This window comes from Alteribacter lacisalsi, assembly GCF_003226345.1.
GTDB lineage: Bacteria > Bacillota > Bacilli > Bacillales > Salisediminibacteriaceae > Alteribacter > Alteribacter lacisalsi.
Genome location: NZ_PDOF01000003.1, coordinates 383,050 through 399,809, shown reverse-complemented (window position 1 = coordinate 399,809; position 16,760 = coordinate 383,050). Strand labels below are relative to the sequence as shown.

Genomic DNA, 16,760 nt, shown 5'->3' with positions numbered 1-16,760 from the left:
AGGGGGGCGACCAGGATGAGTTACAAAACCAGGTTAGGGTTACTGATGACAGTGGATTCGATCATTGTCATGTTCTCGATCTATGTGGGGTACTGGATGCTGAGCGCGAGCTCGGAGATGGTGCCGACGGTCATAGTGGCCAGTTCTGTTGCATTATTAATCAGTCATCATATATTTGCCTATTACTTTAAACTCTATCAGCGCGTCTGGCAGTATGCGAGCATTCAGGAACTGAGCGCCATTTTCAAAGCGATCACGTTATCTATTGTGGTTGTCGGCATTATGCTTTTGATTGCCTATCAGGGGCTCTTCATTCGAACGCTTCTTGTTACGTGGATGCTTCATATTCTCTTAATCGGGGCTTCCCGCTTCTCCTGGAGACTTTACCGTGACTCGAAAGTGACGATGCGTACAGACAAAAAACGCACACTCGTGATCGGTGCCGGAAACGGGGGCACGATGGTGGCCAGGCAGCTGAAGCAGAGTGAAATGTCCGAGCTCGAACCGGTCGCCTTCGTGGATGACGACCGCTCCAAGCACAACCTGGAGATCATGGGCTGCCCAGTTGTCGGTGAGACAGACTTGATTCCGGAGTTGGTAGAGGATAAAAACATCGAGCACATTGTCATCGCCATACCATCCATGTCGAAAAAAGAACTGAACACTGTCTTTGAAAAGTGTTCCGAAACGAAAGTAAAAACCCAGATCATGCCCGCCATTGAAGATATTATGAGTGGCCGTGTATCTGTCAACCAGGTCCGTGACGTTCAGGTGGAAGATCTCCTCGGTCGCGAACCGGTGGAACTGGACGTGGATACGATCTCAAACAAGCTGACCGGAAAAACGATTATGGTGACAGGTGCCGGCGGGTCAATTGGCTCGGAAGTATGCCGCCAGATTTGTCGATTCTCTCCAGGAAAGATCATCCTGCTCGGCCACGGGGAGAACAGCATATATGGAATCGACATGGAATTGAAAGTGAAATTCCCGGATATTACTGTTGAACCAGAGATTGCCGACGTACAGGATCGGGAGAGGATTTTTGATGTGATGGAAAAGTACGAGCCTGACGTTGTCTACCACGCAGCAGCGCACAAGCACGTTCCGCTCATGGAGCGTAACCCGCACGAAGCGGTGAAAAACAACGTGATCGGAACAAAGAATGTAGCGGAAGCGGCGGATGCTTACGATGTTAGCTCCTTTGTAATGGTCTCCACTGATAAAGCGGTGAATCCAACGAGCGTAATGGGGTCAACGAAGCGGATTGCGGAAATGGTTGTGCAGCATATGGATACGATCAGCGATACAAAGTTCGTTGCCGTGCGTTTCGGTAACGTCCTCGGCAGCCGCGGAAGTGTGATTCCGCTGTTTAAAAAGCAGATCGAAGCCGGCGGACCTGTAACGGTTACACATCCTGAGATGACTCGTTACTTCATGACGATACCAGAAGCTTCAAGGCTAGTCCTTCAGGCCGGATCCCTTGCAGAAGGCGGAGAAGTATTCGTTCTCGATATGGGTGAACCGGTACGGATCGTGGACCTGGCTAAAAACCTGATCCGTCTGTCTGGGTTTACGGAGGAAGACATCAAGATCAAGTATTCCGGTATGAGACCAGGAGAAAAGTTGTTCGAAGAGCTTCTGGGGAAAGACGAAGTACACGAAGAACAAATCTATCCGATGATTTACAGAGGGAAAACACCGCCGGTTGATATGGACGTGATTTATCACTTCACTGAAATGTTTGAGTCCTATACAGTGAAAAACCTTCGGGATCGTACACTTGATCTGGCTCACTTTAATATGGAAGAAAGACATCTATCGTTAGTGAAATAAATGGGGGAAGGGTGAACGTTTTGCAGAAGGTAAGAAAGGCAATTATTCCGGCAGCAGGGTTAGGTACACGTTTTTTGCCGGCAACTAAAGCGATGCCGAAGGAAATGCTGCCGATCGTGGACAAGCCGACGATCCAGTACATCGTCGAGGAAGCTGTCAAATCCGGCATTGAAGATATCATTATCGTAACAGGTAAAGGCAAGCGGGCAATCGAGGATCACTTCGATCATGCGTTTGAACTTGAGCAGAATTTGTTTGAAAAAGGGAAGACAGAACTCCTTGAAAAAGTTCAGTATTCTTCAAAAATGGTAGACATCCATTACATACGCCAGAAAGAGCCTAAAGGATTAGGGCACGCAGTATGGTGTGCACGTAAGTTTATCGGGGATGAGCCGTTTGCAGTACTACTGGGTGATGATATTGTTGAAGCAGAAAAACCATGCCTCCGTCAGCTGATGGATCAGTACGAAGAGACACTTGCTTCAGTTATTGGTGTCCAGACTGTGCCTGAAGAACAGACACACCGATATGGAATTGTTGATCCAATTAATCAGATCGGCCGCCGCCACAGCGTAAGCAAGTTCGTGGAAAAGCCGGCAAAAGGAACAGCCCCATCCAACCTTGCAATTATGGGCAGATATATCCTTACACCTGAAATCTTCATGTACTTGGATAAGCAGGAAAAGGGTGCCGGTGGTGAAGTGCAACTGACGGATGCGATTCAGAAGCTGAATGAGATCCAGCGGGTGTTTGCTTATGATTTTGAAGGCACAAGGTATGATGTTGGAGAGAAATTCGGCTTTGTAAAAACAACGATCGAGTTTGCTCTTCAAAATGAAGAGATAAAAGGTGATCTACTGAAGTATTTGGAAACAGCAATGGAAGCGCACAAACAAAAAGTATAAAGCAGGTGAACCTTGAGAGAAAAAACTTCCTCAAGGTTTTCCTTCATTTTGTTATAGTAAGCAGTTACTTGAAGCGTGCAGTTTCAATTAAGTCCTTACTAACTAAACAAAGAGGTGTTCTACTATGTATATGAAAGTCAAAAGACTTATAGATATTACGCTTTCGTTTATCGGTCTTGTAATACTGGCTCCTGTTTTTCTCCTTCTTATTCTGGCCATCAAGATCGATTCTAAGGGTCCGGTACTGTTTAAACAGAAACGAGTGGGGATCCACAAAACACACTTTAAAATTCTTAAGTTCAGAACGATGCGTATTGACACACCTAAAGATACACCTACTCACCTGCTGAATAACCCCGAGCAGTATATCACAAGGATGGGCAAATTCCTCAGAAAAACCAGTCTTGATGAGCTGCCTCAGATTTGGAACATTTTTGTGGGTCAGATGAGCATTATCGGTCCCCGTCCCCCATTGTGGAACCAATATGACCTCATCAAAGAGCGTGACAAGTATGGGGCTAATAATGTGCCACCAGGGCTTACCGGTTGGGCTCAGATCAATGGACGAGACGAACTGCCGATAGTTGTGAAAGCTCGGTTGGATGGAGAATACGTGGAAAATATTGGTTTGAGCATGGACACAAAATGCTTTTTCGGAACTTTCGTTAGTGTTGCTAAAAGCGATGGTGTTAAAGAAGGTGGGACTGGTAACAAAACTACAGCCCAAAAAGAGGAGAGCGCTTATAAATGAAAAAGGTGCTTGTAACAGGCGAAAAAAGCTACATCGCCAATAAATTTAAGCAATGGACATTGAACAGTGAAGAAATCCAGTTAACCAAAATGAGTGTTAGAGGAGATTCGTGGAAGAAACAGGACTTCTCACAGTATGATGCGGTCCTTCACCTTGCTGGGATTGCTCATGTATCCTCAGACCCTAAAATGAAGGATAGGTATTATCAAGTAAACAGGGATCTAACTGTTAACATTGCTGCGAAGGCAAAAAATGAAGGTGTTAAGCAGTTCATTTTTATGAGCAGTATTATTGTTTACGGACAGGGTAAAAGTTTTAGCGAGGTAATTACCAATGAAACAGAACCTTCACCCTCGGATTTTTATGGTGACAGTAAACTTCAGGCTGAAAAAGGTCTTACGCGACTTGAAGATAAAGCATTTAAGGTTGCGATTGTCAGACCGCCGATGATTTATGGGGCAGGCTCAAAAGGGAATTACCCTCGACTTTCCAAGGCAGCACGTAAGTTACCTGTTTTCCCCAATATTCAAAATCAGAGAAGCATGCTCTATGTGGACAATTTATGTGAATTCATAAAGTTAATTATCTTGAATGAAGATAAGGGGCTTTTCTTTCCTCAAAACAGAGAGTTTGTAAAAACCAGTCAACTGGTAAATCTGATTGCTGCCTCACACGGTAAAAAAATTAAGTTGACCAAGGTGTTTAATCCCATTTTGCTTCCACTCAGAGGGAAGGTTGGAATCTTTGCGAAGGTATTCGGAGATTTTGTTTATGATCAGAAAATGAGCACATATAAAGATGATTACCAGATAAGAACGTTAAAAGAGTCAGTTGAGTTAACTGAAAAAAAGTAAAGTGGGTGGGAGAAGAGTGAAAAAGCATATACTTGTGATTTCTCAATACTTTTACCCAGAGCAATTTCGCATTAATGATATGTGTGAAGAATGGGTGGAACGAGGATACAAGGTCACTGTGGTTACTGGTATTCCAAATTATCCTCATGGAAAGTTTTTTAAAGGGTACAATTTCTTCAAGCGTCGGAAAGAGAATTACAAAGGGATGGAAATCATTAGACTTCCAATAATCCCAAGAGGGAATAACTCACTGTTTCTGGCAATGAATTACCTGTCTTTTGTGATCTCCGGCTATTTGTGGAAGCTGTTTACCAGAGTTAAGGCCGATCATGTGTTTATTTTTGAGGTATCACCAATGACTCAGGCGCTTCCGGGGGTCTGGTATGCAAAGAAACGGAACATCCCTTGTTATTTATATGTCCAGGACTTGTGGCCTGAAAACGTTGAAATCGTAACAGGTATCACTAACAGGAAGATCATTGGCCCCATTGAAAAGATGGTAAATTATATATACCGTAACTGCGACAGAATCTTTGCTACTTCTAAGAGCTTTGTGAGATCAATCCAGCAGCGCGGAGTGCCTGATCATAAAATTGAATTTTGGCCTCAATATGCTGAAGACTTTTATGAAAAACTGGAAAGCACATCAATAAGCGAAATTCCCGATGATAATGCGTTTAATGTTATCTTTGCGGGCAACATTGGAAACGCTCAGGGATTGGATATTTTGCCGAAAACGGCTGAGATTCTTAAACAAAAAAAGAGAAACATTCGGTTCAATGTCGTTGGAGACGGCAGGTACAAAAACGAGCTGATAAGCGAAGTTGAGAAGAGAAACGTAAGAGAAATGTTTAATTTTATACCGCGGCAGCCGGCAACCAGAATACCGGAATTTATGGCAGCAAGTGATGCTGCTTTTTTGTGTTTAACGAATAACCGGTTGTTTGAGATGACAATTCCTGCAAAGCTGCAATCCTACATGGCTTGCGGTGCCCCGATCATCGCTTCAGCAGATGGTGAAGTAAAGCGGATAATAAATGAGTCAGAAAGTGGATTCTGTAGTGAAGCGGGAAATGCAGAAAGTCTGGCTGAAAATTTGCTCAGGATAGCTGAACTAAATGATGCAGATCTTAATCAGCTTGGCCATAATGCCAAGCGATACTACGATTCTAACTTTAATAAGGAAAAGCTTTTAGATCATATGGATCAAAAATTTAATGAAGAACTGAAACTTGGGGGAGAAAAAATTGTTTGAAGGAAAAACACTTTTAATAACTGGGGGAACTGGCTCATTCGGAAACGCCGTTATGAACCGCTTTCTTGAAACTGATATAAAAGAAATACGCATTTTTTCACGTGATGAAAAAAAGCAGGATGATATGAGAAAGCAATATAAAAACAATAAACTTAAGTTTTATCTTGGAAATGTAAGGGATAAGGAAAGTGTCAAAAACGCTATGCACGGAGTGGATTATATTTTTCACGCAGCTGCTTTAAAACAGGTTCCTTCGTGTGAGTTTTTTCCGCTTGAAGCTGTTAAAACAAATGTAATTGGAACAGAAAACGTACTAAATGCAGCAATAGAGTGCGGCATAGAAAAGGTCATTTGCCTTTCAACTGACAAAGCAGCCTATCCGATTAACGCGATGGGGATTTCAAAAGCAATGATGGAAAAGGTGTTTGTTGCTAAAGCCCAGACTGTTGATCAGGAAAAAACACTCATCTGCGGAACAAGATACGGAAATGTGATGGCGTCCAGAGGTTCTGTCATTCCTCTCTTTATCGAGCAAATAAAAAGTGGGGATCCACTGACAGTGACAGACCCTAATATGACGAGATTCCTCATGAGCCTTGAAGAAGCTGTGGAACTTGTGGTATTTGCATTTGAAAATGCAGAAGCCGGGGATATTATGGTGCAGAAAGCGCCTGCATCTACAATCATTGACCTTGCCCAGGCAGTTAAGGAACTGTTTGAAGCGGACAATGAAATAAAAGTAATTGGTACACGCCACGGAGAAAAGCTTTATGAAACACTCCTCACCAGAGAAGAGCATGTTGTTGCAGAAGACCTTGGCGGGTTCTATAAAGTACCTGCAGATAAGCGGGATCTGAATTATGATAAATATTTCGTGGAAGGGGACGAACAGCTCTCCACGGAAGAGGAATATAACTCTCACAATACCCACCGGTTAAATGTTGAGCTTGTCAAAAAGAGATTGCTTGAACTGGAATACGTACAGGAAGAGCTGAAAGGGTGGAAGGCATGAACATCCTGATAACGGGAGCAAAAGGATTTATCGCAAAAAATCTGATTGCTGAACTGAAAAACAGAGAATATACTTCCATCCTGGAATACAGCAGGGAAACAGACGCGGAGCTACTGGATGAGTACTGTAAGAAGGCTGATTTTGTCTTCCACCTTGCCGGTGTAAACCGCCCACAGAATGAATCAGATTTTATGGAAGGAAACTATGGTTTCACTTCTAAGCTTCTTCACGGATTGAAAAAGCATAATAATACCTGTCCTGTTATGATCTCCTCCTCCATTCAGGCTGAACGTGATAACCCTTATGGAAAGAGTAAAAAAGCAGGAGAGGAACTTCTATTCGATTACAGTAAGGACACTGGTGCTGAAGTACTGATTTACCGCCTGCAAAACGTATTTGGCAAATGGTGCAGACCGAATTATAACAGCGCAGTAGCAACGTTTTGTCACAACGTTGCGAGAGATCTCCCAATCACAGTGAATGACCCTGATGTAACTATGCAACTGGTTTATATTGATGACGTAATCAATGAACTTATTGAAGCTTTACAAGGGAATGCAAACAAGATTGGTGTTCATTATGAAATACCAACTGTTCATACTGTTTATCTGGGGAAAATTGTAAAGTTAATAGAATCCTTTAAGAAGAGCAGAGAAGAACGTTCGATTCCGCATATGGCCGATGCATTTACAAAGAAGCTGTATAGTACATATCTCAGTTATCTCCCTGAAGATCAGTTCAGCTATGATCTTAAGATGAACGTGGATCATAGAGGATCTTTTACCGAGTTTATTAAAACACCGGATCGAGGCCAGGTTTCCGTAAATGTTTCAAAGCCTGGGATTACGAAGGGGAATCACTGGCACCATACGAAGAATGAGAAGTTTCTTGTGGTAAGTGGGAGTGGCGTTATTCGATTCAGAAAAATTGATTCGGACGAAGTTATTGAATACTTTGTGAGCGGAGAAAAGCTGGAAGTTGTCGATATTCCTACTGGCTACACACATAATATCGAAAATCTTGGCGATGACGATATGGTGACCGTGATGTGGGCAAATGAGTATTTTGATCCGGAAACACCGGATACCTATTATTTGGAGGTTTAATGAGTGAAAAAGTTAAAAGTAATGACTGTAGTTGGTACAAGACCGGAAATTATCCGTTTATCAGCTGTTATTCATAAATTGGAAGAATCTGAAGCAATTGATCACACGCTCGTTCATACAGGACAAAACTACGATTATGAACTAAATGAAGTGTTCTTTAAAGACTTTGGTCTGAAGAAGCCGGACTATTTTCTAAATGCTGCTACCGGAACAGCGGTAGAAACGATAGGAAATATACTGGTGAAAATTGATCCTATTTTGGAAGAAGTTAATCCTGAGGCATTTCTCGTTCTCGGAGATACAAACAGCTGCCTGTGTGCTATTGCAGCCAAGAGAAGACAGATTCCAATCTTCCATATGGAAGCAGGCAACAGATGCTTTGATCAGAGAGTTCCTGAAGAAACAAATAGAAAGATTGTAGATCATACTGCAGATATTAATCTTACCTATAGTGATATTGCCAGAGAATACCTGTTAAGAGAGGGTCTACCAGCTGACAGAATTATTAAAACAGGTAGCCCGATGTTTGAAGTACTTAATTCCAGGAAGGAATCAATTGAAGCTTCTGATGTTTTGGAGAGATTTAATCTTAAAGAAGAGAAGTATTTTGTAGTTTCTGCCCATAGGGAAGAAAACATAAATTCAGAAAAGAGTTTCTTGAATCTAGTTGATAGTCTGAATGTTATTGCAGAAGAATATCAGCAACCGGTAATTATTAGTACGCATCCGAGAACCCAAAATATGATAGATGCTAAGGGTATAAAGTTTCATCCCCTCGTTAAGACAATGAAGCCACTAGGCTTTAATGATTATGTTAAGCTTCAAACAAAAGCTAAAGCTGTACTTAGTGATAGTGGAACCATAAGTGAGGAATCTTCGATTCTAGGCTTTAGGGCAATCAATATTAGAGAAGCTCATGAAAGGCCTGAGGCGATGGAGGAAGCAGCAGTTACAATGGTTGGTTTGAAGAAAGAACGTATTTTACAAGGGTTAAAAGTAATTGAGGGCCAAGAAAAAAACACAATGAGACTAGTGAGTGACTATAGTATGCCTAATGTCTCGGAAAAGGTCCTGAGAATACTTTTATCCTATACAGATTATGTAAATGGGATTGTATGGAGGAAATAAAATGAAGCTTTTAGTTGCAGCAGATTCGTTATTCTTAAGAACACCAGATGGAAATTATTGGTGCAAAACTATTTATGGCTATAAGTTTTGGACTCGTTACACAAGTGTCTTTAATAAAGTGATTATTGTATCCAGGTGCAAGGATGCTAAGTATGCTGATGTGGAAGGCTATCTTCAAGTAGACGGACCAAATGTAGGTGTTGCTGAATTACCATACATGAGAGGTATGAAACAATATATTACCAACTACTTTTCTTTTCGAGATGGAGCAAAGGAAGCAATAAAAGGTGCTGACTGTGCTCTAATTAGGTTACCTTCAGTCGCTGCATTCATGGTTTTGGATTATTTTAAAAAGACAGGTAAACCTTATGCATTAGAAGTCGTTGCGGATCCTGCATATGCATATTCAGAAAACAAGTTAGCTAAGTTAATTTATACAAGAAAACTAAAAAAAGCAGTCAAGTCGGCTAATGGTGTTTCTTACGTGACTAAATCTTATTTGCAAAACGAGTACCCTCATACTATCAAGACTAAGGATAAAGAAAGATTTACAAGTCATTATTCTACTATTGATCTGCCAAAAGAGTATCTTGGACTCCCTAAAGACTTTACAAAAAATGATAAATTTAAAATTGTTCATACTGCGAATAGTATTAATAATGATAATAAAGGACACACCACTGTTATTAAAGCTGCAAAAAAGCTAAGAGAACTTAATTATAATATAGAGGTTACATTTATAGGAGATGGAAGTAAGAGACCATACTACGAGAAAATGTGTAGAGATATGGGAATGGAAAAATATATAAGTTTTACTGGTCTATTATCTGATCCTCTAGAAGTAAGACGTTTTTTGTTAGAAAGTGACATTTTTATATTTCCTACGAAAGCTGAGGGGTTACCTAGGGCTATAATTGAAGCTATGGCAACCGGATTACCATGTTTATCCTCACCTGTAAATGGAATTCCTGAACTCTTGAAAAAGGATTATCTAGTTGATTATCAAAATGTAGATGCATATGTAGACAAAATAAAAACATTAATAGAGAATCCCGAGTCCCTAAATAAGATGAGTGAAGAAAATTTATTAAACTCTTTAAGCTATACTTCAGATACGCTTCAAAAAAGAAGGAATAGATTTTATACAAACTTAAGGAACTTAGCAAAAAACCAATAAAAAGTGGCTTTAAAAATTGTGCCGTTTGGATAGGCGTTTTTTTACCTGTTTGAAATTAAGTTGATATAATTTGTGAAACTTCATAACTTCACAATTTGTATTTAATGAAAATGTTTATTTGATTTCAACAACCGGTGTTGACCAAGGGTGTAAAATAAGTTCATTTTATATTGTCGATAGCCCAAGGGTGGAAAGTGAAAAACGCTGATTTTTCCTTATCTTAACCATTTAGAGTGTGTTGTTAAATGGGAGAAATAAAAAGGAGAAGGTAGATTTGGGAGAGAAACGATTAAACATTGTATCCAATAAGGAATTGATTTTTGCCGTTCTACTTGGTGCGTATGCGACAAATTTTCTTAACATCGGAAATATAATACCTGCATTGTTCATACCGGTAGTAGTAATTTATATTATAAAAAATGAATTCACGAGAGAGTTTTGGCTGACTTTTTATGTAATAGTGTGTTTTGGGTTTTTATATGCGTACTTATTATTAACCCATAGCATCGGTTCAACGAGCGCAAATATAGGGAAAGCTATTTTCCCTGCCTGTCTCTTTTTATTGGGACATAAATTAGTCATGAAGGATCTTAATTATAAAAAAACAATTTTATTTACAATAACTTTGATTGTATCTACTACATTGTTTAGTTTTTTTTCTTTGGTAAAAACCACATACTTATATGGAGATATAAATTCATATATTCTGGAAAACGGACGTTATGTGGTTAGTATTTGGGGAAATACTCAATATGCTTCCACATTAATTAATGCGTTACTTTCATTTAGTTTGGCTTCAATTCCTTTAGTGTTTATAAAGTCAGTTGATAAAGTTAAAGTGAAGGCAATGAAATTTATCTTGCTGATCTGTTTTATTTTGTCGGTATATGTATCTTTAACTCTATTAAATAGAACAAGTGCTATGGTTGTAGTTGTATCTACGATTTTTGTTTATGCTTTTGTTTTTAAATTTACAATAGGAAAAATATTAATGATCCTCGGAATTTGGTGTAGTTTGGTATTAGCTGTTTTTATGAGCAATATTGGTATAAATAACATTACTTTTGGGGAAAATAATGCTTTTTGGCAGAGAATGGTATCCTCTCAGATGAGTGAAGATCCTCGGTTTCTTGCATGGCGTGAAGCATTATTTGGGATGTTTGAGAACCCATTAGGAGGAAAACAGACTGACATGAGCCTGAACTTCGCGCACAATTTATGGCTGGATGTGGGGTACGAGGGCGGCGTGTTACCTTTTATATTGCTCTTATTCTTAACAACGATCGCAGTAATAAGTTTGTACAAGTTCAGTACTAATAATCACCCTAAGATTGTGAGAGGATTAATGATTTCCATTTTTTCTGCCTTTTTTGTCTGTTTTGTATTTGAACCAATTTTACAAGGAATGACTGTTTATTTCACATTCTTTTGTTTTTTTGTGGGAATCATTCAACGCTTAAATTATGACAAAAAATCAGTTTCTAACAGGATTTCATACTATGGGTGTACTAGTTTTTGAGGAAAGGGAGAGGAGTGAGTAATATTAAAGTTGTGAATATATGTCTTCGTTCAATAGTAACAGATGGATGGAGTTATCAAGATAACCTTTTACCCAAATATCAAAAAAAGCTAGGCAACGAAGTTACAGTGATAACTTCTAAATATATTAGAGATAAAGATGCTGACATAGTTAAAAGTACTAAGATTAATTACGTAAATAATGATGGAATAAGGGTTATTAGATTGGATGCTCGTAATAATAAACACCCTCACAACAAGTTTGTTCAATATCCAAATCTCATTAAAACCATAAAAGAACAGAAACCAGATGTACTATTTATTCATGGTTTGCAGTTTTTAGATGTGAAAAAAATCGCTAGCTTTTGCAGTGAGAACCCTAATGTTAGAGTATTTGTTGATAATCATGCAGATTTTTCAAATAGTGCAACCAACTGGTTTTCTAAGAAGATATTACATGAAATTATCTGGAGAAAATGCGCCTCTAAAATTGAACCCCATGTTGTGAAGTTTTTTGGTGTGTTACCAGCCAGGTGCGAATTTTTAAAAACAGTCTACAAATTGCCTGAAAGTAAAATTGATCTTTTACCATTAGGTGTGGATGATGAGATAAGAGATAATATAAATTATAAAATAAATAATGAAGATATAAGAACTAGAAACAATATTAATAATGGTGACTTTCTAATTGTAACCGGAGGTAAGATTGATTTTGCTAAAAAACAATCCTTACAGTTAATGGAGGCCATCAAAAATATAGAAAATAAACAAATAAAGTTATTAGTTTTTGGCTCGGTGATTGAGGAATTAAAAACGGATTTCTTCAATTTAGTTGATGGTGAAAAAATACAGTACTTAGGATGGTTAGATTCTTATAGCGCTATGGAAGTTTTTGCAGCAAGTGATATCGCTGTATTCCCGGGTCGACATTCAGTTTTTTGGGAACAAGTTGCAGGGCTAGGAATTCCTTTGATTGTTAAGTATTGGGAAGGTACATCCCATATTGATCTGGAGGGGAATTGTGAATTTTTGTATGATGGGACAGTGGAAGAAATTAAAGAAAAAATAGAATACCTATTAGAGAATCCCAGTGTACTAGCAAACATGAAGGAAGTTGCGAGTGAAAAAGGAATAGAAGAATTTTCTTATTCAAAAATTGCTAAACAGAGTATTGCCGAGTGTTAGTGAGGTTTTTATACCTAAAAAACTCTATTTTATTACTTGAATGGAAGCCACAGTGCCTTTCATTTCTCTTTTTGATTAAAAATTCCAGAGGGAAAGTTTAATGTTAAATATCTCATCAAAATATAAGAAGTTTTTTAAGGATCTCTTTATTAATATATTTGGTTCAGGAATTATGGTCATAATACTCCAAATTTTAGTTTATCCATTCTTAAATAATAAAGAAGGACCAGATTTTTTTGGTGAAATCTTACTAATAATGGGCATTGTAAATATTATAGGTGTTGCAATTGGTAGCTCATTAAATAATATAAGATTAAAGCTTTATACAGAGTATAGTAAAAAGAATATAGAAGGTGACTTCTCTATTCTTTTGATTTACTCTACTTTTATTAATATTATTCTTACAGTCGTACTTCTAAATTACATGGCAGAGAATCTAAGTAATATAGATATATTTATTTTAACATCTATAACCGTTCTAACTATGCTTAGATCATACTTAACTGTTGAATTTAGAATCAAACTACAATATCTCAAAATACTTACTTACCAATTATTTTATAGCTTTGGGCTTGGGGTAGGTTTAATTTTGGTGAGTTTTTCATTTAATTGGCAGTTTGCATTTTTAATTGGGGAGATTGTTGCATTTATATACTTATTTCGGACTACAAAGGTACTGCGTGAACCGTTGAAGTCAACTAGCAATTTTAAAAAAACAACTAATAATTACTCTTTATTATTACTATCCAACTCATTTAACAATATACTGCAATATATTGATCGAATAATAATATTTCCTATTTTAGGAGCCTATCAAGTAGCAGTTTTCTTCGCAGCAACATTAGTTGGTAGAATGTCCTCTTTTGTATTGGTACCTATTTCAGGTGTAGTTTTAAGTTATTTGGCTAGGAAATCTAACGCTATTACCAAGAGATTCTTTGTAGTAATTAGTTTTAGCTTAATAATTTTTAGTATAGTTATTTCTATCATTTCTATTTATAGTTCTACTTTAATTCTTCCTTTAATATATTCGGATTTGTACAAAGATACACTAAGTATCTTACTTGTAGCTAATATAGCAGCGATAATAAAAGCTATATCTTCAATACCCCTTGCTATAGTACTAAAATATAGTGCAACCTATCATCAAACCCTCATACAAATATCATATTTTTTAGTATATCTATTTTTCGGTATGACTTTTATGTCTATCTGGGGATTGATAGGTTTTTGTTATGGGATATTAATTGCGGAGCTATTTAAATTTATTTTAATATTCCTATTTGGATACAAAGCTTTAAGCAAAGCAGAGTTATCTTAAAAAAGGTAATTTGTTTTGTCATTTTTTTGCTTAGTTCTATAGAGAATATATATTAACTTGTACTTGTTTAATATTGGCTTTCGGAAAGAAATAATGTGATATGAAAGGGAAGGTGTAAATATATGTTTAAGGTTGCCGTTGCAGGAACCGGCTATGTTGGCCTCGTAGCTGGTGCTACATTCGCAGAAAAAGGCCATAATGTTACATGTGTAGATATTGACGAGTCTAAAGTAGAATTAATGAAATCAGGGATCTCTCCAATCTATGAAGATGGTCTCCAAGAACTGATGCAGAAAAACTGTGCAGCAGGAAGAATCGATTACACTACGGATTATGCATCTGCCTATAAAAACGCGGATGCTATTTTTATTGGTGTTGGGACGCCTGAACAACCGGACGGATCAGCTAACCTTTCCTACATCGCTACCGTTGCCAGACAGATCGCAGAGTCTGTAGAGAAAGACTGTCTGGTTGTGGTGAAATCGACTGTTCCTGTTGGTACAAATGATAAAGTGGAACAGTTTATTGAGGACTTCCTTGTTAATGATGTGAAGGTTGAAGTCGCATCAAACCCTGAATTTCTGGCTCAGGGGTCTGCTGTTAAGGATACGCTGGAAGCAGAAAGAATTATCATTGGGACGGAGAGTGAGTGGGCAGAGGAACTGCTCATGAACATATATGAACCATTTAAGCTGCCAATCGTATCTGTAAGCAGACGGTCAGCTGAAATGATTAAGTATGCGTCAAATGATTTCCTTGCTCTAAAGATTTCTTATATGAATGACATTGCGAACCTTTGTGAACTGGCAGGGGCTGATGTTCAGGATGTGGCTCGCGGTATGAGCTTTGATGCACGGATCGGGGACAAGTTCCTGAATGCCGGTATTGGATACGGGGGATCCTGCTTCCCGAAAGATACAAAGGCGCTTGAATTTTTAGCTAAACAAAAAGGGTATGAACTCAAAACCGTTAAAGCAGCCATTGATGTTAACAATTCGCAGAAGACAATGCTCTATAAGAAAGCTAGTAAGCGCCTGATTACGTTCAGCGGCTTGAAAGTAGCAGTTCTCGGGTTAACATTTAAACCTGGAACTGACGATTTACGCGAAGCAGCTTCACTTGAAAATGTACCTTTGCTTTTGGAAAAAGGTGCTGACATCTTCGCTTATGATCCTGTTGGAGCAGAGAACTTTAAGCGCGTATTCCCTGAAGGAAAGAGCGGGAATGGTCATATCACCTACGTGAGTAATCCGGAACAGGCGCTTGATAATGCCAATGTGTGCTTTATCTTTACAGAGTGGGGCGAAGTGAAAGCTCTTATTCCTCAGCAGTATCAGGAGCTTATGCGCACGCCACTCGTGTACGATGGCCGTAATATTTATGCTGTAGAAGCAATGGAGGAAGCGGGAGTAGAGTATCACTCCATCGGACGCCGTCCTGCAGAGAGAGAAAGCAAAAAGGAGTCGAAGCAACGTGAGCTACAATCCATTAAATCCTAATAAAGTATACCTCGTCACAGGTGCAGCCGGCTTTATCGGCTTTTACCTGTCAAAGAAGCTTCTCGATCAGGGATGTAAGGTCATAGGCTTGGATAATGTCAATGATTACTATGATGTGAACCTGAAACACACACGACTTGAGAAACTTGAGCCATACAATAACTTTACGTTCGTTAAGCGTGATATCTCAGACAAAGAAACGGTAATGGATGTGTTCAAGGAGTATAAACCGGATATTGTCGTCAACCTGGCTGCTCAGGCTGGTGTCCGTTACTCGATTGAGAACCCGGATGCATATATCCAGAGTAACATTGTCGGCTTCCATAACATTTTGGAAGCCTGCCGCGCTTATCCAGTGAATCACCTTGTGTATGCGTCATCCAGCTCTGTTTACGGCGCCAACAAAAAGGTGCCTTTTGAAGAAACAGACTTTGTCGACAACCCGGTCTCTCTCTATGCTTCCACCAAGAAGTCCAACGAACTGATGGCCCACACCTACAGTCATTTATATAACATCCCATCGACCGGGCTTCGCTTCTTCACTGTTTACGGTCCAATGGGCCGCCCGGATATGGCCTACTTTGGCTTTACCGACAAGTATTTTAACGGAGAGTCCATCAAAATCTTCAATAACGGCGATTTTGAAAATGACCTGTACCGGGACTTCACATACATCGATGACATCGTAATCGGGATTGAGAGGCTGCTCTCTAATCCATCCGAGGAAGACGTACCACACAAAGTCTTCAATATCGGCAACAACAGCCCCGAGAAATTGATGACCTTCATCGGTGCATTGGAACAGGCACTAAGTAACGCCACTGGAAAAGAAGTCAAGTTCAAGAAAGACTTCGAACCAATCAAACCCGGTGACGTACCTGCCACCTACGCCTCCACCGACCGCCTCCATCAGGCAGTCGGTTTCAAACCACAGACATCAATCCAGGAAGGACTGCAGCAGTTTGCTGATTGGTATGTGGAGTACTATAACAAGAAGTAAAGGTGGTAGTCTTAGAGGGATCATAAGATTCCTCTAGGCTGCTCCGTAGATTCCCAAGCTTATCTTTCCACAGTGACACCTATAAATGGACCTCTATTATAACGCCTACAAACTTACAGATTCATAGAATGAAGTAACTGAGACCAGGTATGGCTCAATCATTTTCAGCAAAATGAAGGATGATAATGTGTAATTCAATAGCTGCTGCCATTGAAC

The 16,760-nt window shown here is 39.1% G+C and carries 14 protein-coding genes; all 14 read left to right on the top strand.

The features are described 5' to 3' along the window. Nucleotides 1–15: 15 nt before the first annotated feature. Nucleotides 16–1,833, top strand: a complete 1,818-nt coding sequence (locus CR205_RS16740; RefSeq protein ID WP_110521288.1) for a polysaccharide biosynthesis protein — start codon at nucleotides 16–18, stop codon at nucleotides 1,831–1,833. Between the two features lie 20 nt (nucleotides 1,834–1,853). Beyond that, nucleotides 1,854–2,738: a UTP--glucose-1-phosphate uridylyltransferase GalU gene (gene galU, locus CR205_RS16735; protein WP_110521287.1), complete on the top strand. Its 885-nt coding sequence runs from the start codon at nucleotides 1,854–1,856 to the stop codon at nucleotides 2,736–2,738. A gap of 124 nt (nucleotides 2,739–2,862) precedes the next feature. Continuing rightward, nucleotides 2,863–3,489, top strand: coding sequence for a sugar transferase (locus CR205_RS16730; RefSeq protein ID WP_110521286.1), 627 nt, complete (start codon nucleotides 2,863–2,865; stop codon nucleotides 3,487–3,489). Next, nucleotides 3,486–4,343: an NAD-dependent epimerase/dehydratase family protein gene (locus CR205_RS16725; RefSeq protein WP_110521285.1), complete on the top strand. Its 858-nt coding sequence runs from the start codon at nucleotides 3,486–3,488 to the stop codon at nucleotides 4,341–4,343. Before CR205_RS16730 ends, CR205_RS16725 begins: the two co-directional genes overlap by 4 nt. A 16-nt stretch (nucleotides 4,344–4,359) precedes the next feature. Then, entirely contained in the window at nucleotides 4,360–5,598 is a 1,239-nt protein-coding gene (locus tag CR205_RS16720) for a glycosyltransferase family 4 protein (protein ID WP_201745406.1), read from the top strand. Beyond that, nucleotides 5,591–6,610 (top strand): nucleoside-diphosphate sugar epimerase/dehydratase, encoded by a 1,020-nt coding sequence (locus CR205_RS16715; RefSeq protein WP_110521283.1) that lies wholly within the window; start codon nucleotides 5,591–5,593, stop codon nucleotides 6,608–6,610. The genes CR205_RS16720 and CR205_RS16715 overlap by 8 nt, the downstream gene beginning before the upstream one ends. Then, nucleotides 6,607–7,716 (top strand): capsular polysaccharide biosynthesis protein CapF, encoded by a 1,110-nt coding sequence (locus CR205_RS16710; RefSeq protein WP_110521569.1) that lies wholly within the window; start codon nucleotides 6,607–6,609, stop codon nucleotides 7,714–7,716. The genes CR205_RS16715 and CR205_RS16710 overlap by 4 nt, the downstream gene beginning before the upstream one ends. A 3-nt stretch (nucleotides 7,717–7,719) precedes the next feature. Further along, nucleotides 7,720–8,844: a non-hydrolyzing UDP-N-acetylglucosamine 2-epimerase gene (gene wecB, locus CR205_RS16705; RefSeq protein WP_110521282.1), complete on the top strand. Its 1,125-nt coding sequence runs from the start codon at nucleotides 7,720–7,722 to the stop codon at nucleotides 8,842–8,844. Nucleotide 8,845: 1 nt separating this feature from the next. Then, nucleotides 8,846–10,021 carry a glycosyltransferase gene (locus CR205_RS16700; RefSeq protein WP_161524820.1) on the top strand — a complete coding sequence of 392 codons (1,176 nt, stop codon included), beginning with the start codon at nucleotides 8,846–8,848 and terminating at the stop codon, nucleotides 10,019–10,021. Nucleotides 10,022–10,295: 274 nt separating this feature from the next. Next, nucleotides 10,296–11,540: an O-antigen ligase family protein gene (locus CR205_RS16695; protein ID WP_110521280.1), complete on the top strand. Its 1,245-nt coding sequence runs from the start codon at nucleotides 10,296–10,298 to the stop codon at nucleotides 11,538–11,540. Nucleotides 11,541–11,554: 14 nt separating this feature from the next. Further along, nucleotides 11,555–12,724 carry a glycosyltransferase family 4 protein gene (locus tag CR205_RS16690; protein WP_201745405.1) on the top strand — a complete coding sequence of 390 codons (1,170 nt, stop codon included), beginning with the start codon at nucleotides 11,555–11,557 and terminating at the stop codon, nucleotides 12,722–12,724. A gap of 100 nt (nucleotides 12,725–12,824) precedes the next feature. Next, on the top strand, nucleotides 12,825–14,045 hold the full coding sequence (locus CR205_RS16685; protein ID WP_110521279.1) for a lipopolysaccharide biosynthesis protein: 1,221 nt from the start codon (nucleotides 12,825–12,827) through the stop codon (nucleotides 14,043–14,045). Nucleotides 14,046–14,167: 122 nt separating this feature from the next. Then, on the top strand, nucleotides 14,168–15,544 hold the full coding sequence (locus CR205_RS16680) for a UDP-glucose dehydrogenase family protein (protein ID WP_110521278.1): 1,377 nt from the start codon (nucleotides 14,168–14,170) through the stop codon (nucleotides 15,542–15,544). Continuing rightward, entirely contained in the window at nucleotides 15,519–16,544 is a 1,026-nt protein-coding gene (locus CR205_RS16675; protein WP_110521277.1) for an SDR family NAD(P)-dependent oxidoreductase, read from the top strand. The genes CR205_RS16680 and CR205_RS16675 overlap by 26 nt, the downstream gene beginning before the upstream one ends. Nucleotides 16,545–16,760 lie beyond the last annotated feature (216 nt).

Coding starts and splice junctions, on each gene's coding strand:
- CR205_RS16740 (WP_110521288.1), top strand. CDS start 16: ATGAGTTACAAAACCAGGTTAGGGTTACTGATGACAGTGGATTCGATC.
- CR205_RS16725 (WP_110521285.1), top strand. CDS start 3,486: ATGAAAAAGGTGCTTGTAACAGGCGAAAAAAGCTACATCGCCAATAAA.
- CR205_RS16680 (WP_110521278.1), top strand. CDS start 14,168: ATGTTTAAGGTTGCCGTTGCAGGAACCGGCTATGTTGGCCTCGTAGCT.
- CR205_RS16700 (WP_161524820.1), top strand. CDS start 8,846: ATGAAGCTTTTAGTTGCAGCAGATTCGTTATTCTTAAGAACACCAGAT.
- CR205_RS16730 (WP_110521286.1), top strand. CDS start 2,863: ATGTATATGAAAGTCAAAAGACTTATAGATATTACGCTTTCGTTTATC.
- CR205_RS16685 (WP_110521279.1), top strand. CDS start 12,825: ATGTTAAATATCTCATCAAAATATAAGAAGTTTTTTAAGGATCTCTTT.
- CR205_RS16710 (WP_110521569.1), top strand. CDS start 6,607: ATGAACATCCTGATAACGGGAGCAAAAGGATTTATCGCAAAAAATCTG.